Annotated in this window: 25 protein-coding genes; all 25 read left to right on the top strand. The window is 51.9% G+C overall.

Features of this window, described 5'->3' with window-relative positions; translation table 11 throughout:
- Positions 1-19: 19 nt before the first annotated feature.
- The 25 genes from der to aroH all read left to right on the top strand — a co-directional run bounded on the left by der (position 20) and on the right by aroH (position 19042).
- On the top strand, positions 20-1342 hold the full coding sequence (gene der / locus J2T14_RS01755; protein ID WP_307201628.1) for a ribosome biogenesis GTPase Der: 1323 nt from the start codon (positions 20-22) through the stop codon (positions 1340-1342).
- A 12-nt stretch (positions 1343-1354) separates the two neighbouring features.
- Entirely contained in the window at positions 1355-1957 is a 603-nt protein-coding gene (gene plsY, locus J2T14_RS01750) for a glycerol-3-phosphate 1-O-acyltransferase PlsY (protein ID WP_307201626.1), read from the top strand.
- A gap of 8 nt (positions 1958-1965) precedes the next feature.
- The gene (locus J2T14_RS01745; protein ID WP_307467188.1) at positions 1966-3000 is read left to right on the top strand and encodes an NAD(P)H-dependent glycerol-3-phosphate dehydrogenase; all 1035 of its coding nucleotides are present in this window, start codon (positions 1966-1968) and stop codon (positions 2998-3000) included.
- Positions 3001-3134: 134 nt separating this feature from the next.
- Positions 3135-3410 carry a stage VI sporulation protein F gene (locus tag J2T14_RS01740; RefSeq protein ID WP_307202332.1) on the top strand — a complete coding sequence of 92 codons (276 nt, stop codon included), beginning with the start codon at positions 3135-3137 and terminating at the stop codon, positions 3408-3410.
- A gap of 165 nt (positions 3411-3575) precedes the next feature.
- The gene (locus J2T14_RS01735; protein ID WP_307201622.1) at positions 3576-3755 is read left to right on the top strand and encodes a DUF2768 family protein; all 180 of its coding nucleotides are present in this window, start codon (positions 3576-3578) and stop codon (positions 3753-3755) included.
- 56 nt (positions 3756-3811) lie between these two features.
- A complete protein-coding gene (locus tag J2T14_RS01730; protein ID WP_307467183.1) occupies positions 3812-4108 on the top strand; it encodes a 2Fe-2S iron-sulfur cluster-binding protein in 297 nt (98 codons plus the stop codon).
- A gap of 21 nt (positions 4109-4129) precedes the next feature.
- Positions 4130-4729 (top strand): hypothetical protein, encoded by a 600-nt coding sequence (locus J2T14_RS01725; RefSeq protein ID WP_307467180.1) that lies wholly within the window; start codon positions 4130-4132, stop codon positions 4727-4729.
- Complete coding sequence (locus J2T14_RS01720; RefSeq protein ID WP_307201617.1) at positions 4726-5073, top strand: 2Fe-2S iron-sulfur cluster-binding protein; 348 nt, start codon at positions 4726-4728, stop codon at positions 5071-5073. Before J2T14_RS01725 ends, J2T14_RS01720 begins: the two co-directional genes overlap by 4 nt.
- Positions 5074-5260: 187 nt before the next feature.
- Entirely contained in the window at positions 5261-5896 is a 636-nt protein-coding gene (locus J2T14_RS01715) for a hypothetical protein (RefSeq protein WP_307467178.1), read from the top strand.
- Between the two features lie 287 nt (positions 5897-6183).
- Complete coding sequence (spoIVA, locus tag J2T14_RS01710) at positions 6184-7662, top strand: stage IV sporulation protein A (RefSeq protein WP_307201613.1); 1479 nt, start codon at positions 6184-6186, stop codon at positions 7660-7662.
- A 340-nt stretch (positions 7663-8002) separates the two neighbouring features.
- Positions 8003-8278: an HU family DNA-binding protein gene (locus J2T14_RS01705; RefSeq protein WP_307201611.1), complete on the top strand. Its 276-nt coding sequence runs from the start codon at positions 8003-8005 to the stop codon at positions 8276-8278.
- 223 nt (positions 8279-8501) lie between these two features.
- Positions 8502-8723, top strand: a complete 222-nt coding sequence (mtrB, locus tag J2T14_RS01700; RefSeq protein WP_307201609.1) for a trp RNA-binding attenuation protein MtrB — start codon at positions 8502-8504, stop codon at positions 8721-8723.
- Positions 8724-8853: 130 nt separating this feature from the next.
- Positions 8854-9429, top strand: a complete 576-nt coding sequence (locus J2T14_RS01695) for a hypothetical protein (RefSeq protein WP_307467176.1) — start codon at positions 8854-8856, stop codon at positions 9427-9429.
- A gap of 212 nt (positions 9430-9641) precedes the next feature.
- Positions 9642-10517 carry a heptaprenyl diphosphate synthase component 1 gene (locus J2T14_RS01690; protein WP_307467174.1) on the top strand — a complete coding sequence of 292 codons (876 nt, stop codon included), beginning with the start codon at positions 9642-9644 and terminating at the stop codon, positions 10515-10517.
- A gap of 8 nt (positions 10518-10525) precedes the next feature.
- Complete coding sequence (locus J2T14_RS01685; protein WP_307201603.1) at positions 10526-11242, top strand: demethylmenaquinone methyltransferase; 717 nt, start codon at positions 10526-10528, stop codon at positions 11240-11242.
- Positions 11239-12114 carry a UbiA-like polyprenyltransferase gene (locus J2T14_RS01680; RefSeq protein ID WP_307201602.1) on the top strand — a complete coding sequence of 292 codons (876 nt, stop codon included), beginning with the start codon at positions 11239-11241 and terminating at the stop codon, positions 12112-12114. Before J2T14_RS01685 ends, J2T14_RS01680 begins: the two co-directional genes overlap by 4 nt.
- Positions 12108-12755, top strand: a complete 648-nt coding sequence (locus J2T14_RS01675; RefSeq protein WP_307467171.1) for a UbiX family flavin prenyltransferase — start codon at positions 12108-12110, stop codon at positions 12753-12755. The genes J2T14_RS01680 and J2T14_RS01675 overlap by 7 nt, the downstream gene beginning before the upstream one ends.
- Complete coding sequence (locus tag J2T14_RS01670; protein WP_307201598.1) at positions 12745-13608, top strand: menaquinone biosynthesis protein; 864 nt, start codon at positions 12745-12747, stop codon at positions 13606-13608. Before J2T14_RS01675 ends, J2T14_RS01670 begins: the two co-directional genes overlap by 11 nt.
- Complete coding sequence (locus tag J2T14_RS01665) at positions 13605-14579, top strand: polyprenyl synthetase family protein (protein WP_307467168.1); 975 nt, start codon at positions 13605-13607, stop codon at positions 14577-14579. Before J2T14_RS01670 ends, J2T14_RS01665 begins: the two co-directional genes overlap by 4 nt.
- Positions 14580-14610: 31 nt before the next feature.
- Complete coding sequence (gene ndk, locus J2T14_RS01660) at positions 14611-15054, top strand: nucleoside-diphosphate kinase (RefSeq protein WP_307201594.1); 444 nt, start codon at positions 14611-14613, stop codon at positions 15052-15054.
- 38 nt (positions 15055-15092) lie between these two features.
- Positions 15093-15872, top strand: coding sequence for a CheR family methyltransferase (locus J2T14_RS01655; RefSeq protein ID WP_307467165.1), 780 nt, complete (start codon positions 15093-15095; stop codon positions 15870-15872).
- A 79-nt stretch (positions 15873-15951) separates the two neighbouring features.
- On the top strand, positions 15952-16122 hold the full coding sequence (locus tag J2T14_RS01650; protein ID WP_307201589.1) for a hypothetical protein: 171 nt from the start codon (positions 15952-15954) through the stop codon (positions 16120-16122).
- Between the two features lie 280 nt (positions 16123-16402).
- Positions 16403-17572, top strand: coding sequence for a chorismate synthase (gene aroC, locus J2T14_RS01645; protein WP_307467163.1), 1170 nt, complete (start codon positions 16403-16405; stop codon positions 17570-17572).
- Between the two features lies 1 nt (position 17573).
- The gene (gene aroB / locus J2T14_RS01640) at positions 17574-18677 is read left to right on the top strand and encodes a 3-dehydroquinate synthase (protein WP_307467162.1); all 1104 of its coding nucleotides are present in this window, start codon (positions 17574-17576) and stop codon (positions 18675-18677) included.
- Positions 18674-19042, top strand: a complete 369-nt coding sequence (aroH, locus tag J2T14_RS01635) for a chorismate mutase (RefSeq protein WP_307201583.1) — start codon at positions 18674-18676, stop codon at positions 19040-19042. Before aroB ends, aroH begins: the two co-directional genes overlap by 4 nt.
- Positions 19043-19176: the final 134 nt, after the last annotated feature.

The following is a 19176-nucleotide window of genomic DNA, read 5'->3' as shown; positions in this document are numbered from 1 at the left end:
AAGGAGTGAAAAGCTAATTATGGCAAGACCTGTTATTGCCATCGTCGGGCGTCCCAATGTGGGCAAGTCCACTATTTTCAACCGCGTCATCGGCGACAGGCTAGCGATTGTAGAAGATAAGCCAGGTGTCACGAGAGACCGCTTATATGGTACAGGTGAGTGGAATGGCAAGCCTTTCAGCATTATCGATACCGGCGGTATCGAGATTGACGGCGAAGATGAGATTATGAAGTCGGTCCGCATGCAGGCCGAGCTGGCAATCGAGGAAGCGGACGTCATTATTTTCATGGTCGATGCTAAGTCTGGACTTACGCATTCCGACGATGAAGTGGCGCAGATGCTGTTCCGTTCGCGCAAGCCGGTCGTCGTGGCTGTGAATAAAGTAGATAATATGAATCGAATGGACGAGGTGTACGAGTTCTATGGCCTCGGCTTCGGCACTCCGATTCCGATCTCGGGCTCGCACGGCTTAGGCATTGGCGATATGCTGGATGCTGCCGTTCAATTGCTTCCGGAGATTGAGGATGACGGCTACGATGAAGATGTTATTCGCGTTGCCTTAATCGGGAGACCGAATGTCGGCAAGTCGTCGCTCGTTAATGCTTTGCTTGGCGAAGACCGAGTCATTGTGAGCGATGTCGCCGGCACGACGCGCGATGCGATCGATACGCCGTTCGAGCGTGACGGCCAGCGTTACGTGCTCATCGATACGGCAGGCATGCGCAAGAGAGGCAAGGTGTACGAAACAACCGAGAAATACAGCGTCATGCGCGCGATGAAAGCGATCGAGCGCGCCGATGTCGTGCTTGTTCTTATTAATGGCGAAGAAGGTATTATCGAGCAGGACAAGCATATCGCAGGGTATGCCCATGAAGCTGGCAAAGCTTCCATCTTCGTCGTGAACAAGTGGGATGTCGTCGATAAAGACGATAAAACGATGCAGCAATTCACGACGAATATCCGTGAACATTTCTTGTTCATGACATATGCTCCGATCGTCTATTTATCCGCTTTGACGAAACAGCGCTTACAGAAGCTGCTGCCTGTCGTCAATCATGTGTCGGAGCAGCATGCGCTGCGCATCCAGACGCATCTGCTTAACGACGTCGTCTCCGATGCGGTCGCGGTCAACCCGCCGCCGGCCGACAAGGGCAAGCGTCTGCGTATCAACTACGTAACGCAAGTGGCTACGAAGCCGCCGACGATCGTCGTGTTCGTTAACGAACCGGAGATTATGCATTTCTCGTATGAACGCTATTTGGAAAATAAAATTCGGGCGGCATTCAATTTTGAAGGAACGCCGGTTCGAATCTTTACGCGTCGCAAGAACGAAGAGGATTAGGGGAGAAGAAGCTTGGCATACGAAGTCATTGCGGTTGTTTTGAGCTATTTGTTAGGCTCGGTTTCATTCAGCATCGTCATTGCCAAATGGGTCAAGGGGATTGACATCAGGCAGCATGGCAGCGGCAATGCCGGGGCGACAAATACGCTGCGGGTGCTTGGGAAAGGTCCAGGCATACTTGTATTCCTGCTGGATATCGCCAAGGGGGTTGCGGCCGTATGGATCGGTCATGCCCTTGGCGGGGATAATGATTGGATACCGGTACTTTCCGGGTTAGCGGCCATTATCGGCCACAATTGGCCGATCTGGTTCAAGTTCAAGGGCGGCAAGGGCATTGCGACGACAGTCGGAGTCATAGCCACCCTTGCCTTCGTGCCGGCACTATGCGCGGGTATTATAGCCATCTTGTCAATCGTCGTTACGCGTTACGTATCGTTAGGATCGCTATTATTCGCCGGCATAACGCCATTATTGATTGCATCCTTCTATTATTCCTTGCCTTTGTTTACAGCAAGCATCGTTTTATGCGTATTCGCGTTTGTTCGTCATCGCACGAATATCGTTAAGCTGTTTCAAGGCACGGAGAACAAGCTTGGCGCGAAGAAAGGTGCGTGAGTGCATCAATGACCAAAGAGCAGACAACAACCGCCCGGATCGCAGCGGTGCTTGTAGCAGGCAGTTGGGGAACGGCACTCGCTTCCGTGCTTGCGAATAACGGTTACCTTGTTAAGCTATGGACAAGAAATGCCGAGCAAGCAAACGATATTAATGAGAACAGGGAGAATAGCAAGTTTCTCCCCGGCGTAAAGCTTCCGGACTTGATCGAAGCGACTTGCGATATGAGGGAAGCGGTCGAGCATGCGGAACTGGCGCTATTCGTTGCTCCATCAGGCGCAATGAGGGATGTAGCCAGACAAGCAGCTCCGTACTTGTCCCCGGAGACGCTCGTCATCCATGCCACAAAAGGATTCGAGAGCGACACCTTAAAGCGGATGACTTCCGTTCTGGCCGAAGAGCTCGGCCGATCGGCCGATCAGCTCGTCGTCCTTTCAGGTCCAAGCCATGCGGAAGAAGTGATACGGAAGCAGCCGACGACGGTCGTCGTTGCTTCCGCTATGCTGAAGCATGCCGAACAAGCGCAAGACGCTCTTATGAACGGTTATTTCCGCGTCTACACAAACCCGGACGTACCGGGTGTTGAGGTAGCAGGCGCGATTAAAAACATTATTGCTCTCGGGGCCGGATTGTCGGATGGGCTTGGCTTCGGAGACAATGCGAAGGCGGCGCTGCTGACGCGCGGGCTTGCTGAGATCGGCAGATTGGGGACGGCAATGGGCGCGAATGCCCTGACGTTCGCTGGACTTGCCGGCGTAGGCGATCTCGTCGTGACTTGTACTAGCAAGCACAGCCGCAATTGGCGGGCAGGCTATATGTTGGCCGACGGGACGCCGCTCGATGACGTGCTTAGCAAGATGGGCATGGTCGTCGAGGGCGTACGGACAACGCGCGCGGCCTATGAGCTCGCGAAGCAATATAATGTGGAAATGCCGATCACGGATCAACTTTATGAAGTATTGTTCGCGAACAAAAGTCCGCGGATGGCGGTCGAGCATTTAATGGGTCGCCTGCGGACGCACGAAATCGAAAAAATCGGTTAGGACATACGCCTATACCAAAACCCCCACCTCCTCATATGATGCTAGGAGCGCTGCAGAGAGCAGGCAAAGGCATACGTTCATCGTATGCTTTCAACCTGGGTTTGCATCCGCAAGCCTATGAGGAGGTTAGAGCGTTGTCCAAGGATATGTCCAAAGACGTATTAGGCGCGATTAATAAGAAAACCGGCAAAAACATTACCGAGAGCGCGGTGAAAAAAATTGCCGGAGGCGTAACTGCCGAAACGATGCAAAACGAAGCGGAGCTTCGCAAGCTCATCAAGCAAGTATCGGATATGGCGAAGGTGAAAGTGTCCGACTCGACGGTTAACGATATTGTTAAAGCTGTCAAGGCTAGCGGCATGACCGCCGGAGGCATGGAAACGATAATGAAAATGATGATGAAGAAGTAAAGCATAGCGGCAAAAGCTCGGGATGACATCGGATGTTTTCATTCGTTCGTCACATCCTGCCGGCTTTTGTCCTTTTTTTGTACTCGGATAGGTACAAGTTAGGCTTGTCGAATGTTATAATAGTCGGGAACTTATTCCGTTATAGATTAGGAGAATCGATTCGAAATGGATGCAATGACTAAAATGTGGGTATCCTTTGTCGGCATAGGCCTGATGGCAATCGCCGCTGCTCTAATAACGTTCGCCCGTTTGAAAACGAAGGGTATTGTGAAATTCGTATTATCGCTTGTCGCATTTATACTGCTAGTCCTCGGATTCGTATACGGCTTATTTTCCATCATATAGTGAAGCTTACATACGATTAAATAAATAGGGCTGCGAAAGGGAGACCTGGAGACGCAATGATTGAACTAAAAGGAAAAACGATAACAGCTGTCGTCGAGCCGGAAGCGGGTATGTCGCTGCTTGACCTGGCGATTAAGCATCATGTGGATTGGAGCTTTTCGTGCGCAAGAGGTACTTGCGCGCGCTGCCGCTGCCTCGTAACGGAAGGCGGCGACCAACTTGAGGAAGTAACGGATGAGGAATGGGATCGGCTCGAGCCAGAGGAGTTCGAGGAGGGCTTCCGGCTCGGTTGCCAAGCGATCGTGAAGCCGAATGCCGGCCCGATCGCCGCTGCCAATAAGCCGTATTTCTAAATGACGGAAGGAGTGCCGGCGATGAACGATAATAGGCAAATATTCAGAGCGCTGGCATCCGTAATTGACGCTACAGGCAGCGAGTGCCCGGATTGGATCGTAGGCGGAAGCGCAGGTCTGCTGCTGCGCAAGCTTCCGCTTCAAGCGAGGCCTCGCGATCTCGATCTGTATTGCGATGACGAGGATGTTGATGGCATATACGATAAGTTAAACCGCTTTGCGATCGATGAACCGGAATGGAGCGAGACGGATATATATCGGTCTCGTCTATGCCACTTCGACATCGAAGGGGTTTCGGTCGAGCTCGTCGGCGGCTTCGAAGTGACAACGGGCGATAGCTTCTATCATACGGAAGTGAAAAGGCTCCTTATCCCTTACGGCGACCGGCTCCTTGTCGAAGGGACCTCCAAGTCGGCGCATGTCGTTCCGCTCGCTCACGAGTTATGGTTCAACGCGCTGCGTGCCCGCGAGGATCGCGTTCAGCTTATCGCGGAGAGCTTTAACCATTCGGCCGACGGCACGGCGCTGCGGGCGATTGAAGCGGCTAACCGCTTCTCGGAGCAGGCATGTCAATATGTGCATAGCTCAATAAGCGAATGGAAAGCGGGGACAATGTGTTGAGTGCCGAAGTTACGTTTTGGCCGTCAGGCAAGAAGGTTACGGTTAAGCGCGGAACGACACTGCTTGATGCGGCAAGACGCGCGAACGTTCTCATCCAAACGCGCTGCGGGGGCAAGGCGGCTTGCTTCATGTGCAAGCTGACCGTGCTTCCCGGCAGCGAGCTTATGCCCATATCTGACAATGAGCGCAGGAAGCTTGCGGGACTTGACGGTGAAGGCATCCGGCTCGGATGCCAAGCGCGCGTCGACGGGAAAGTAGAAGTGAAAGTACCGCTTGACCCGCTGAAAGCGGCAATTGCGCGCCAATTGGCAAGGCAGGCAGAACAGGATGAGCCGTTATGGTAGCGCAGCGGCATGAAGCCATATCTTGAAGTTGGCGGAATGACGAAACACAATCGTTGCAGGAGGATTAATGATGGTCTCTATTCGGAACAATATCTTTACGCAGAATTTGCGCATTTTTACCGTATTATTTTTAATTTGCGTATTTGTTGCGACACTATCCGGCTGTATGTACCCGGACGATCAACGCATGCAGAACCAAACGGCGCCGAAGGAGGCGATCCGCAACGTTCAGGGAGCGATTGATCAATATAAGGCTGAGACGGGAATGCTGCCGATCAAGAACAGCGATGCGGAAACGCCCGTCTACGAAAAGTTTTTAATCGACTTCGCGAAGCTGCAGAGAACGGGCTACTTAAGCGACATTCCGTCCGCCGCTTTCGAGAAGGGCGGAAACTACTATTTTCTCGTCATAGACGAGGAGACGACGCCGCGGGTGAAGCTGATGGACCTTGTCACTTATCAGAAGTTGAACGATATTCAAGGCTGGATTAAGTCCTACTTGCAAAATGGCGGCGAGCTTCCGAAGGGCGAGCAAATGTATCCGGGCTTTTATCAGATCGATTACAAGAAGCTGAATAAGACGGCCCCTGTCATCCAAAGCGCATTCTCCGGTCAATCGATCAACGCGCTCATGGACGAGGGCGGGGTTGTATACGCCGATTATGGCATCGATCTTATGCAGCTCATTCAACGAAATGGCGATGCTTCGATCGATGAGAAGCTCGATCTTCGCACTTTGCTTGTCGACGATTCCGACTTCGTGCCCGTCAAGTCGCCGATCTATCATTACGTGAATGGCGAGCCGCTAGCGGTTAAGCCATAATACGAATATCTATACGATGAGACCTCTGTCAGCCAACCTACGGCTGGCAGAGGTTTTTTTGCATGGCGATGTACTAGTAAATGTCGGCGGCTCATATAATTCAATCTTGGAAGGGATGTTGAGCGACAAGGTGTTAAAAAAGATTTCAGGGAAGGAATCGTCATAATCGGAAAGGTTGGACATAAGATGTTACTAGTCCAAAAAGTATGTACGAGTTGCGTCGCTGGCCTGCCCTCTTGTCCGGTGGATGGCGGCGAACCGGAAAATCAATTGGGAGGGGATATTCAGTGGAGAAAGTGGACATTTTCAAGGACATAGCCGAGAGAACCGGCGGGGATATTTACCTCGGTGTGGTAGGGGCAGTCCGGACGGGCAAATCAACGTTTATTAAACGGTTTATGGAGACGGTCGTGCTGCCGAACATCGCCAGCGAGTCTGACCGAGCCAGAGCCGTGGACGAACTTCCTCAAAGCGCTGCAGGTAAAACAATAATGACGACTGAACCGAAGTTCGTGCCGAACCAAGCGGTACAGCTGAAGGTGACCGACGGTCTCGAAGTGAATGTAAGGTTGGTCGACTGTGTTGGTTATGCGGTTGAAGGCGCCAAAGGCTACGAGGACGAGAACGGACCGCGTATGATCACTACTCCATGGTTCGATGAACCGATCCCGTTCCAGGAAGCAGCAGAGATCGGCACGCGCAAAGTGATACAAGAGCATTCCACGCTTGGAGTCGTCGTGACGACGGACGGTTCGATCGCCGAAATACCGCGCAACTCTTATGTGGTTGCCGAAGAGCGCGTCATCAATGAGCTGAAAGAAGTAGGAAAGCCGTTCGTGCTTATCATTAACTCAACGAGACCTCGCAGCGAAGAGGCGCTTCAACTGCGTAACGAGCTGCAATCGAAATACGATATTCCGGTAATGACGATGAGCGTTGCGACAATGGGCGAGGAAGAAGTCATCTCCGTACTGCGAGAAGTGCTCTATGAATTCCCGGTACACGAGGTTAACGTTAATCTTCCAAGCTGGGTTATGGTGCTGAACGATAACCACTGGCTGCGCAACAACTACGAAAGCTCGGTCCGGGATACGGTGAAGGATATCCGCCGCCTGCGCGACGTCGACCGTGTCGTTACGCAGTTCATGGAATATGACTTTATCGCTAGAGCCGGCCTCAGCGGCATGAATATGGGTCAAGGCGTAGCCGAGATCGATTTGTATGCCCCTGACGAGCTGTACGACCGCATCCTGATGGAGGTTGTCGGCGTCGAGATTCGCGGCAAGGATCACCTGCTTCAGCTTATGCAGGACTTCTCGCACGCTAAGCGAGAATATGACCGCTTCGCCGAAGCGCTGGAGATGGTGAAGACGACGGGCTACGGCATCGCCGCTCCTACGCTGGCGGAGATGGCGCTCGACGAGCCGGAGCTGATCAGACAAGGCTCGCGCTTCGGCGTTCGTTTGAAAGCGACGGCTCCGTCAATCCATATGATTCGCGTGGACGTCGAATCTGAATTCGCGCCGATCATCGGCACGGAGAAGCAGAGCGAGGAATTGGTCCGCTACTTAATGCAAGATTTCGAGAACGACCCGATCAAGATTTGGGAGTCTGACATCTTCGGACGGTCGCTCCACTCGATTGTAAGAGAAGGCATTCAGGGCAAAATCGCGATGATGCCGGACAATGCGCGCTATAAGCTCCAAGAGACGCTTGGCCGTATTATCAACGAGGGCTCCGGCGGACTTATTGCCATTATTCTCTAACGCATTTCGCTATATGGTCGCAAGGCCGCTTCCGAAAGTCGGGAAGCGGCCTTGCGATTTTGACTGGAAATGTATTTACCTACTTGAAATTGCGAATCGGCTGTATTACTATAGGTTTGTTCGGTCAAAAGGTATATTTTTGAAGTTTTCCGTTAATAAGAGGGATAAGATATGTTTGTTGCTTACGAAGCAGTTTTGCTTCGCAAAACTAAGCGAATGCTTTCGAAGCAGTTTTGCTTCGTAAAACTAAGCGAATGCTTTCGAAGCAGTTTTGCTTCGCAAAACTAAGCGAATGCTTTCGAAGCAGTTTTGCTTCGCAAAACTTTAAGGAGGTGAAACCATGAACAAAACAGATTTGATTGCTAAAGTCGCTGAATTGACGGACCTTTCGAAGAAAGATGCAACCAAAGCGGTAGATGCCGTTTTTGATGCGATTTCCGATGCGCTGCAAAGCGGAGACAAAGTACAGCTGGTTGGATTCGGAAACTTTGAGGTGCGCGAGCGTCAAGCGAGAAAAGGACGCAACCCGCAAACGGGAGATCCGATCGAGATTGCTGCCAGCAAAATGCCTGCCTTCAAACCGGGCAAATCTCTCAAAGACCTTGTATCCAATTAACTAAAGCTAAGGATGTACGCGTTACCTCCTTATCCGATACTTATTCGTTGACTATACGCCTGGGCGGGCTCGCCTGGGCGTATTTTTAGTTTGGCGGTCAGCGCAGTCCGCATCGTTGCACATTTGAGCTTCATCATCTATAATTCACTTGAACGAAAGTATACATAACTGGTTTGTTGAACGTGCGGCGGATCGATAGATCGATAGATGCGGAGGGAAGACGATGGAGCCTACTAGCGGGGATTATATTGTGATCAAGGCGAAGGAGCAAGGCGTGAACGTAATCGGCCTGACTCGGGGACAAGATACAAAATTTCATCATACGGAAAAGCTGGACCGGAACGAGGTATTGATCTGCCAGTTCACCGATCATACGTCAGCTATCAAAATTCGCGGCAAAGCGATTGTGATGACGAAGTACGGCACGGTGGAGACAGACCAATAAGCAGGACGCGAAGCAGGCATAGCCTGCTTTTTTTCATGCGCAACAAGGTCTGCGGTTGAATAATCGGACAGACTTGCTCGTACAATGTATACATACACATGATGTAGGCATTAACCGGGAGGTGTCCGATATGCGTATCAGCAAACCGCTGCTAACGGCCTGCTTGGCAACCATTGCACTTACGCTGCTTTTCTCAGCACTACCGCATCAAATATGGAAATCAAACAACGGGCGCGAGGAAGTTGCGGTATTCCGCCCAGCACCCGTCGTGCGTCTGTCTAACCAGAACCTAGTTGATGTGCTCATTAGCGCACAACTGAGTGAACGTATCAAGAAAGCCGACTGGCATAATGCGATATTGTCCATTGATCTTAAGGTCGATACGGAGGAAGGGCGTCCAACAGCCTGGTTCGCCGATGTGGAGCGGCTGCTGCGCGTATCGTTTCTGCAATTGGAAAACGTAAGGCGCGTTCTGGTCAGAATCGTTGAGGATCGGGAAGAGCAGCCTAGATTGTTGGCCGCCGTGGATGTGCGCAAAACAGACGATTGGCTTGACGCGGAGCTTGATCTGCTTCGGCACGCCGATCCCGTTCATGACGAATTATGGAGGAACAGGCTGCGGGTCAGCTTTACGGCGGCTTGGGAGGAGCGGTTCGGCCGTGTCTCAAGCTATTCAGCGGAGCGGGCGAAGGAGGCGGCGAATTAGAGCTGCCTTTCTTTCTTGAATATAGGAAAATATAAGATTTTCTTTAATTCAGGCACCTGTATTTCACAACGATACGGTAGCTTTTGCAGCCAGGGACGGTGACAGCCGTTTACGTGTTTGTTACAATCGTATGCTCTTTAAAAAAGTTGTGCTATAATAGTTTAGATTATTGAGCGGCGATTACCCACGCTTCTCTGTTCGGAGGCTTCCCCATGAAATCGTATCGAATACCATCCATAGCACGCAAATATACCGATTATGACATGATTCAGACTTATACGGACCTGCCGGCGCTTGCGCATCCGCGGCTGCGCTTGCTTCATGCCTTCCTTGTTCGCGGTCAGGCGTACGAGAAGCATAGCGAGTTGTATACGCTCGTCGCATCGCTAGTTCAACTCGGCATGGATACGCATGATCGGATTAATAACGACGCGGATGAACCGCGGCGTGCAGAGAAGGAGATGCGCTCCAAGCAGCTTAAGGTGCTGGCAGGCGACTACTTCAGCAGTATTTTTTACCAATTGCTTGCGCAAGCAGGGCAAATAGAGATGATCGCGATTCTAAGCGAAGCGGTATGCGAAGTGAATCGCATGAAGACGAACCTTTATATGAGAATGAAGCAAATGAAACTGACTGCGGATGATTATTTGAGTTACATGACCCAGCTGCGAAGTGAGCTGTTCCAATCGTTCACGGCAATACTGGATGCGACGTTGTCACGAATTTGGCAGGAACTGCTTACCGCGGTTACCCGCTGCGAGGTTATACTTGAAGAGATCGAGCGGAGCGCCGACGCTCGGAAGTTTTTGCATAGCTGGGCTTATTGGCATGTCATGCAGGACGGTACGGAGGAAGAGCGTGATTGGCTGTCGGAAATGCCGGTCGATCAGGCAAAGGTGCAGGGTCTAGTTGACAAATACGGTATTCGCGGCAAACTCGTTGCCAAGCTTAACGCGGCGGCCGAGTTGGTCAAAGCCATTACAGCGAAGCTTGATACGGCCTCCATGCTTGATGAGCCGATCCGGATCGTTGACGACATGCTGAACAGAGCGGCGGGCAGAACACCAGCCCTTCACGAGACGAGGTGATAGACGAAATGGATGCGAACTCCAAGAGCCATGTACATGGCGTGTTCGAGCGTGTCGCGCCGAAATACGACATGATGAATGATTTAATTAGCTTCCGCAGGCATAAGGCTTGGCGGAAGTTTACGATGAAGAAGATGGACATGCAGCCGGGACAGACGGCAATCGATCTCTGCTGCGGGACTTGCGATTGGACGATTGCTCTTGCCGAGGCAAGCGGCTCAGGCGAGATCGTAGGGCTTGATTTTAGCCAGAACATGCTTGATGTCGGCAAAGCGAAAGTAGACAAGCAAGGGCTAAGCAAACAAATTAAGCTCGTGCAAGGCAATGCGATGAGCTTGCCGTTCGAGGACAACCAATTCGATTATGCGACAATCGGCTTCGGCCTTCGCAACTGTCCGGATTTCTTGCAAGTGCTGCAGGAAATGGAACGCGTTGTGAAGCCGGGCGGCAAGGTCGTATGTCTGGAAGTATCCAAGCCGACTTGGCAGCCGTTCAAAGCGTTGTACAACTTATACTTCGGCCATATCCTGCCGGTAATGGGCAAGCTTGTCGCGAAGCGATTCGATGAATACAAGTGGTTGCCGGAATCGCTTAAGGTGTTTCCAGATGCGAAACAGCTCGCCAAGCTGTTCGAGAAAGCGGGCTTGCATAACGTGAGCGCTTATCCGCTGACCGGCGGAGTAGCTGCGTTGCATATGGGTACAAAGGAGAAGAAGCAGCAATGATTCGCAAAATAGCTATTATTCTTGAAATGATTAAGTTTGAGCATACGATATTTGCTTTGCCGTTTGCCTTTATGGGAGCAATCTTGGGCGCTGTTGCGATGGAACAGCGTCTTCCTTCATGGGAAGAGATCGGTTGGATTACGCTGGCCATGTTCGGCGCGCGCAGTGCCGCCATGGGGCTTAACCGCGTCATCGACAGGGCGATCGATCTGCGCAATCCGCGCACCGAGAAACGGGCGCTGCCGGCCGGTCTATTGAAATCGGCTGAAGTGATTATCTTTATTGTTGTATCGCTCGTCATAATGTTTATCGCTACCGCAAACTTGCAACCGATTGCGCTGAAGCTTATGCCGATTGCGGTTGTGCTTCTCGTATTGTATTCATACACGAAACGTTTTACTTGGCTGTGCCACCTTGTGCTTGGTTTCACAATCGGATTATCGCCGCTAGGCGCCTGGGTAGCCGTTACGGGTCATTTCGATCCAGCGGCATGGCTGCTGTATGCGACCGTAGCGCTGTGGATTGCGGGCTTCGATATCGTCTACGCAACGCAGGACTTTGAGTACGACCGCGGAGCGGGTCTTCATTCTATTCCCGCGCGATTCGGCATATCGGGCGCGCTATGGTTTGCCCGCATCTTGCATATCGTAACGGCGATCGGCTTTATTGCGCTGTTCATGATGACGGATTTAAGCTGGGCTTACCTGGCCGGAACAATTGTCTCGATAACGCTGTTGTTTTATCAACACTGGCTCGTACGGCCTAACGATCTATCGCGGGTACAGACGGCTTTCTTTGGAATGAACGGAACGCTGAGCGTTGTGCTGTTCGCCTTCACGATCTTCGACTTGCTGGTGCTTAAGCAATGGTAGAGGCTCAAGAAAGTCGCAACCAGACTGTTCGAAAGCGTAAGTGGATTGTCGGCATTACGGGCGCAAGCGGCTCGGTCTATGGCATTCGTCTCGTCGAGGAGCTGCTCGTCGGCGGCTTCGAGGTGCATCTTGTCATTACGGAAGCGGGCTGGCGCGTATTGAAGGAAGAGCTTGGCTGGGAAACGACGCGCAGGCAAGCGGCCCTGGAAGCTTGCTTCGGCGCCAATCTGACGGATGGAAGACTTGTCTTTCATCCGAATGCGGACATCGGCGCCAGCATTGCAAGCGGCTCGTTCCGCGTTGAAGGCATGATGATCATGCCCTGCTCGATGGGGACGCTTGCTTCGATCGCACACGGCATTTCGGATGATTTGATGACTAGAGCGGCCGATGTTATGCTGAAGGAAGGCCGCACTTTATTGCTTGTGCCTAGGGAGACGCCGCTGCATGCGATCCACTTGGAAAATATGCTTGCACTTGCCAAATTAGGGGTGCGTATCGTGCCTGCTATGCCTGCTTTTTATTATAAACCGCAAACGATGGAGCAAATGATTGATTTCCTTGTAGGGAAGGTGCTCGATCAAGCACATATTGATCATGATTTGTATCGAAGATGGGGAGATGAGTACAATGGGCTATAATCGCCCAATTACCATCGGCACAATTGATTATGCGAATGCATGGCCGCTCTTTCATCAATTGGAGTCGTTCGCAGGCCATGTGAATTTCGAGAGGTTTTCCCGCTATCCTGCTGAGCTGAACCGGCTGCTGCAGGCGGGCGAGTTAGATATATCGGCTATATCTTCTTATTCGTATGGCCTGCATTCGGAAAGTTATATGCTCCTGCCGCACTTATCCGTTGGATCGACTGGACCTGTCCATTCGATCCTGTTGTTCCTTAAAGAGCCGATCGCTTCAAGGCGGCCATCTACGATTGCGGTCACTTCGACGTCGGCGACATCCGTTAATTTATTGAAAATCATGATGGAAATGTATTATGACTGCTCGCCTGCGTATGTGACAACCGAACCGAGGTTGGACGAGATGCTTCGGGATGCGGATGCTGCGCTATTAATAGGCGACCCCGCGATTCAAGCTTCTTGGAACGACCAAGGGCTGCATGTGATCGATCTAGGCCGCTTATGGAATGAGTGGACGGGTCTTGGCATGACCTATGCGGTCGTCGCCGCGCGCAAGGAAGCCGTTCAAGCTGTTCCCGAAGCTGTGCAAGCTGCATATGCCGCTATGTTGCAGTGCAAGCGGCATAACCAAAATCATCTGGACCCTTTAATCCGGCAAGCCTGCAAGCAACTCGGCGGAGACGCCGCCTATTGGAATAAGTATTTTCATTCTCTGCAATATGATTTTGGCAGTAAGCTGCAAGAAGGTTTAGCTTTATATTTCCGTTATGCGAAGCAGCTCGGATTGCTGGCGAGGGACGTCGAGTTTACTTTTTTTGAAGACCACCAATCTGCCCAAAAGGTGAAAGAATGAAACTACTAGACTTGTATGCAAAGATGAAAGGCGATTTGTATCAAATCGAGCAAGAATTGGAGCGCACCGTTACGACGGATCATGTGCTCCTTAGCGAGGCTTCCGTGCACTTGCTGAAGGCAGGGGGCAAGCGGATTCGCCCTATAATCGTACTGCTCTCGGGCAAGTTCGGCGATTACAGCTTGGAAGTGATGAAGCATATCGCGGTGCCGCTGGAGCTGATCCATATGGCATCGCTTGTGCATGACGACGTCATCGACGATGCGGAGACGCGCCGCGGGCAACTGACGGTCAAGTCTCAATGGGATAACCGCATTGCGATGTATACCGGCGACTATATATACGGCAAAGCGCTTACGCTTGCGACTAAGCTTACCAATCCGATCATCCATCAAATATTGTCCAAAGCGATGGTTCAAATGTGCGTCGGAGAGATGGAACAAATCCGCGATTTCTTCAACATGGATCAAACGGTCCGCAACTATTTTCTGCGCATTCGCAGAAAAACGGCTCTACTCATCGCAATTAGCTGCCAGCTTGGCGCCGTAGCCTCCAATGCCGACCGAGCAACGGCAAACAAATTATACCGATTCGGGTATAATATAGGGATGGCGTACCAAATTAGAGACGATCTGCTTGATTTGCTCGGAACGGAGAAACAGATCGGCAAGCCGCCAGGTTCCGATATGAGGCAGGGCAATATTACGCTGCCTGTCATTCTTGCTCTGAAGGACAACCGGATCCAGGAAGCGCTGAGCCGCGAGCTGGCGATTATCCGCATGAGCGGCAGCGTGTCGGATACGAGCCGCGCCATCGAAATCATACGGAATAGCGAAGGCGTCGCTCAAGCAGATCAGCTTGCGAGCCGATATATAAGTAAGGCGCTCGCAGCGTTAGAAGGATTGCCGAACATTGCGGCGAAGAAAAACTTAGTCGATATTGCTCATTTTGTTGGCAAGCGTAATTATTAAACCCATGTGGTGCTGAAAGGAAAGATTAGCCATGGAAAAAACTTTTTTGATGATTAAGCCCGACGGCGTTCAACGCGGCCTGATTGGCGAGATTGTGTCAAGGCTCGAGAGAAAAGGTCTTCAGCTAGTTGCAGCCAAATTCATGGTCGTGACACGCGAGCTTGCGGAGATCCATTATGGGGAGCATAAAGGTAAAGTGTTCTATGAGCCGCTGCTTGCATTCATTACGTCCGGCCCCGTATTCGCCATGGTATGGCAAGGGGATAACGTCATTGCGCTGTCGCGGGCGTTAATCGGCAAGACCGATGCGCTCGACGCAGCGCCTGGAACGATTCGTTCCGATTTCGCCGTACATACAAACTTTAATCTCATTCACGGATCCGATTCCGCCGAGAATGCGACACGCGAAATGGGCATCTTCTTCGCACCGGAAGAAATTGTTGAGTACGAACATACCATTCAGCGGTGGGTATAATTTTATGGCCCTAAATGCCGCTTACACCGGAGGGATTTATGCCAGGCGACAGTGATTTCGCGTTGTTTGTTACCCGGATTAAGCAAAAAACCGATATTGACTTATCGCAATACAAAGAAGCACAGATGAAGCGCAGGCTAACGACGCTGCGGATGAAGCACGGATATGCTTCCTTCGAGGAATATTGGAAGGCGATCGAGCAGAACCGCAGCATGCTGAACGAATTTCTGGATCGGATGACGATCAACGTCTCCGAGTTCTGGCGCAATCCAACGCGCTGGGAAGTGCTTCAAAACCGCTTTTTTCCCGAGATGCTAAGGAGCGGTGCCAAGCTCAAAGTATGGAGTGCCGCATGCTCGACTGGCGAAGAGCCTTATACGCTCGCGATGATGCTCTCGGAGCTCGGCGCTCTTGGCAAGACAAGCCTGCTTGCTACAGATCTGGATAGCAACGTATTGAAGAAAGCGATGGAGGGCAGCTATCTGGAACGTTCGCTTCGGGATGTACCTCCCGTCTGCAGGCAGAAGTACTTCAAGCAGCAGGACGGGGCTTTCCTTATCTCTGACCAGTTGAAGCAGTTCATTCAGTTCAGGCAGCAGAATTTGCTGCATGATACGTTCGACAGCTCGTTCGATCTGATCGTATGCCGCAATGTGATGATTTATTTTACCGAGGAAGCAAAGCACTTATTGTATCATAAATTCGCGAAAGCGCTGAAGCCGGGCGGTCTGCTGTTCGTCGGAAGCACGGAACAAATCTTCTCCCCGGCGCAATACGGATTCGAGACAGCCGATACGTTCTTCTATCGCCGTGCTTAACTTTTGCGATAATGTATACCGTTTTCCATCTTCTCCTATACTAATCATAATCGAAGCGATTTGGAGGTTGATGAGAAGAGTGGACAAGCGCAAAGTAATCGCCGCTTATCGGCGGGGCTTGATTTCGATTCAAGAGTGCGCGCAAATCATCGGCGTGGACAGCGGCCAAGTGGTCCGGCTTGTAGACGACACGCTGCTTGTACCCGAAGTTTTGCTTCAGCGGACCAAGCAGATGATTATCAACTCATGATCGTTTATAACCGTTAAGAGAAAGCTGGCTACACGCTTGCAAGACAAGCGTTGTTGCCAGCTTTTTGCTTGCCCAAAATGCTGGTTTCGGACGCTTCTGTCCAATACTGCGTTGACGCTTTAACTCTTTGTCGAAATATTGGCTTTAAGCGCTGTCAATTTCTTGTCAAACCTTATAGGCTGTACTATAATGAGCAAAGATGTTTAGGGCTTATGCGTTATAGAGTTGAGACATAGAAGAGCAAGCGCGGGAAGGCTTGCTTTGAAGGAGGAGCTTGGTCTTGAGTTTACGCTATTTGACAGCGGGAGAAACCCACGGTCCGCAACTGACCGCCATTATTGAAGGACTTCCAAGCAATTTGAGAATCGATTTTGAGGAGCTAAACTTTCAATTGCATCGTCGCCAGAAGGGGCATGGACGAGGTCGCCGGATGCAGATCGAGAAGGATTCCGCGAATATTGTGGGCGGCGTTCGCCATGGCAAGACGACAGGCGCGCCTGTTGCGCTCGTCGTTGAGAACAACGACTGGAAGCACTGGACGAGCGTTATGAATATTGAGCCGATCGAAGGAAGCGACGAAGAGAAGCGCCGCGTACATAGACCGCGTCCAGGTCATGCGGATCTCAACGGCGGTTTGAAATACAATTTGAAAGATTTGCGCAATGTGCTGGAACGCTCCAGCGCGCGCGAAACGGCAGCCCGCGTTGCCGTTGGCGCCGTTGCGCGCCAACTGCTTGCCGAGTTCGGCATCAAGGTTGCCGGACAAGTAATCCGCATCGGCGAGATTGAAGCGCCGGCGAACGATCTCCCGGTCGACGAGCTGATCCGCTTGACGGAGGAATCGTCCGTACGCGTCGTCGATAAGGAAACCGAAGAGAAGATGACAGCCTATATCGACCAGATCAAGGCAGAGGGCGATTCGATCGGCGGCATCGTCGAATGCATTATCGAAGGGGTGCCTATCGGCCTTGGCAGCCATGTCCAATACGATCGCAAGCTTGATGGGCGGATTGCGCAAGCGGTCGTGTCGATCAATGCATTCAAAGGCTGCGAGATCGGCATCGGTTTCGAGGCGGCCAAGCTTCGCGGCTCGCAGGTACATGACGAAATTATGTATACGGAGGAACGCGGCTATCATCGGGCGACGAATCGCCTTGGCGGATTCGAAGGCGGTATGACGAATGGCGAGCAGATCGTCGTGCGCGGCGTGATGAAGCCGATCCCAACGCTTTACAAGCCGCTTCGCAGCGTTGATATCGATACGAAGGAGCCTTTCACCGCACAGGTGGAACGTTCGGACAGCTGCGCCGTTCCAGCGGCAAGCGTCGTCATGGAGCATGTCGTCGCATGGGAAGTGGCAAAGGCGTTTCTAGAGAAATTCGGCGGCGATTCGATCGAAGAGATCCGCGCCAATCTAAACAGCTACCAAGCGCAATTGGAGCGCTACTAATATGAGAGAGCTCACGGTTGATTTAGGGGAACGCTCTTATCCTATTTATATCGGAGAAGGCCTGCTTGCAGAGGCCTCCGTTTATTTCGCGAAACATGGCATTAGCAAGAAATCGCCGCTGATGATTATTACCGACGAGCAAGTAGCCGGCCGGCATCTTGCCGCGCTCGAGAAATCGTTGAAGGATGGCGGGTTCAGCGTCGTTAGCGAAGTCGTCGAAGCCGGCGAGAGTTCCAAGTCGCTCGCTATGCTGGGCATGCTGGTCGGGAAAGCGCTTGAAGCGGGACTCGATCGCAATTCGGCGATCGTAGCGTTAGGCGGCGGCGTCGTTGGCGATCTGGCGGGCTTCGTAGCGGCATCTTACATGCGCGGCGTCAAGTTCGTCCAAGTGCCGACGACGATACTTGCGCATGACAGCAGCGTAGGCGGCAAGGTCGCGGTCAATCATCCGCTTGCCAAAAACATCATCGGCGCTTTCCATCAGCCGGAGCTCGTGCTCTACGATCTGCGGACGCTGCAGACGCTGCCTCCTAGAGAGGTCAGCGCGGGCTTGTCCGAAGTTGTCAAGCATGGTTTGATCTGGGATGCCGGTTTCGTCGATTGGTGCGAGACGAACGCGGAGAAGCTGCTTGCGCTCGATCCCGATTCGCTCGGCCATGCGTTATACAAAGGCTGCAGCGTGAAGGCAGCCGTCGTATCGCAGGATGAGCGCGAGAACGATCTGCGCGCGATCCTTAATCTTGGCCATACGATCGGACACGCATTGGAAGCGGTCGCCGGTTATGGCGAGCTGCTTCATGGCGAAGCGATCTCGATCGGGATGATCGGCTCGGCGAAGCTTGGGCTGAGATACGGGGCGCCGGAGGACGTCTACACGACGACGAAGCGGGTGCTTTCCGCATGCGGACTGCCGGTAAGGCTTCCGGAGCATTACGACGTAGACTCGATTATGGATGCGATGATGCATGATAAGAAGTTCAAGGAAGGTACGATGGTATTCGTCGTCCCGACCGCAATCGGCAAAGTCGATATCGTGAAGGACGTTCCCGTCGCTTGGGTACGCGAGATCGTCGAACAACTGAAACAGGAGGCAGAGCTGCAATGAGCGTAAGAGGTATTCGAGGTGCGATAACGGTCGAGCTTAACGACAAACAACAGGTGCTGGACGCTACGATAGAGCTGCTTCACGCCATTATAGCCGAGAACGGCATTGTTCCGGATGATGTTTGCAGTGTTTTCATAACGGTAACGAATGATCTGGACGAAGCGTTCCCGGCCAAGGCAATTCGCGAAACGAGCGGGTGGGAGCTTGTACCGCTCATGTGCGCGCTGGAAGTGCCGGTTATAGGCAGTCTGGAGAGATGCATCCGATTCATGCTCCTGGTTAATACGGATAAAGGCCAAGCAGATATTAAGCATGTGTATCTGGGCCGCGCAAGCGTGCTTCGACCTGACCTGTCGCAGTCGTAATGGAGAGCTGCAGCTTGTCAAATAAACTTTAATGTACGGCATATTCATCGGTTGACGGGAAGTCGTAAGTTGTTGTATATTGAAGATCTTAAGTGAGATTAGCCAGAGCAGGTTTTACAGTTGAGTTAAGATGA

Source organism: Paenibacillus harenae (assembly GCF_030812415.1).
Lineage (GTDB): Bacteria > Bacillota > Bacilli > Paenibacillales > Paenibacillaceae > Pristimantibacillus > Pristimantibacillus harenae_A.
The sequence above is the reverse complement of the archived record's forward strand: the minus strand, read 5'-3'. Positions and strand labels throughout refer to the sequence as shown.

Excerpts from the sequence above, each read along its gene's own strand:
- J2T14_RS01665 (WP_307467168.1), top strand. The coding sequence starts at position 13,605 with ATGAAACTACTAGACTTGTATGCAAAGATGAAAGGCGATTTGTATCAA.
- J2T14_RS01685 (WP_307201603.1), top strand. The coding sequence starts at position 10,526 with ATGGATGCGAACTCCAAGAGCCATGTACATGGCGTGTTCGAGCGTGTC.
- J2T14_RS01735 (WP_307201622.1), top strand. The coding sequence starts at position 3,576 with ATGGATGCAATGACTAAAATGTGGGTATCCTTTGTCGGCATAGGCCTG.
- J2T14_RS01670 (WP_307201598.1), top strand. The coding sequence starts at position 12,745 with ATGGGCTATAATCGCCCAATTACCATCGGCACAATTGATTATGCGAAT.
- J2T14_RS01745 (WP_307467188.1), top strand. The coding sequence starts at position 1,966 with ATGACCAAAGAGCAGACAACAACCGCCCGGATCGCAGCGGTGCTTGTA.
- J2T14_RS01730 (WP_307467183.1), top strand. The coding sequence starts at position 3,812 with ATGATTGAACTAAAAGGAAAAACGATAACAGCTGTCGTCGAGCCGGAA.
- der (WP_307201628.1), top strand. The coding sequence starts at position 20 with ATGGCAAGACCTGTTATTGCCATCGTCGGGCGTCCCAATGTGGGCAAG.
- ndk (WP_307201594.1), top strand. The coding sequence starts at position 14,611 with ATGGAAAAAACTTTTTTGATGATTAAGCCCGACGGCGTTCAACGCGGC.
- J2T14_RS01680 (WP_307201602.1), top strand. The coding sequence starts at position 11,239 with ATGATTCGCAAAATAGCTATTATTCTTGAAATGATTAAGTTTGAGCAT.
- J2T14_RS01690 (WP_307467174.1), top strand. The coding sequence starts at position 9,642 with ATGAAATCGTATCGAATACCATCCATAGCACGCAAATATACCGATTAT.
- J2T14_RS01675 (WP_307467171.1), top strand. The coding sequence starts at position 12,108 with ATGGTAGAGGCTCAAGAAAGTCGCAACCAGACTGTTCGAAAGCGTAAG.
- J2T14_RS01725 (WP_307467180.1), top strand. The coding sequence starts at position 4,130 with ATGAACGATAATAGGCAAATATTCAGAGCGCTGGCATCCGTAATTGAC.
- J2T14_RS01705 (WP_307201611.1), top strand. The coding sequence starts at position 8,003 with ATGAACAAAACAGATTTGATTGCTAAAGTCGCTGAATTGACGGACCTT.
- aroH (WP_307201583.1), top strand. The coding sequence starts at position 18,674 with ATGAGCGTAAGAGGTATTCGAGGTGCGATAACGGTCGAGCTTAACGAC.
- mtrB (WP_307201609.1), top strand. The coding sequence starts at position 8,502 with ATGGAGCCTACTAGCGGGGATTATATTGTGATCAAGGCGAAGGAGCAA.
- J2T14_RS01695 (WP_307467176.1), top strand. The coding sequence starts at position 8,854 with ATGCGTATCAGCAAACCGCTGCTAACGGCCTGCTTGGCAACCATTGCA.
- J2T14_RS01655 (WP_307467165.1), top strand. The coding sequence starts at position 15,093 with ATGCCAGGCGACAGTGATTTCGCGTTGTTTGTTACCCGGATTAAGCAA.
- aroB (WP_307467162.1), top strand. The coding sequence starts at position 17,574 with ATGAGAGAGCTCACGGTTGATTTAGGGGAACGCTCTTATCCTATTTAT.
- J2T14_RS01715 (WP_307467178.1), top strand. The coding sequence starts at position 5,261 with ATGCAGAACCAAACGGCGCCGAAGGAGGCGATCCGCAACGTTCAGGGA.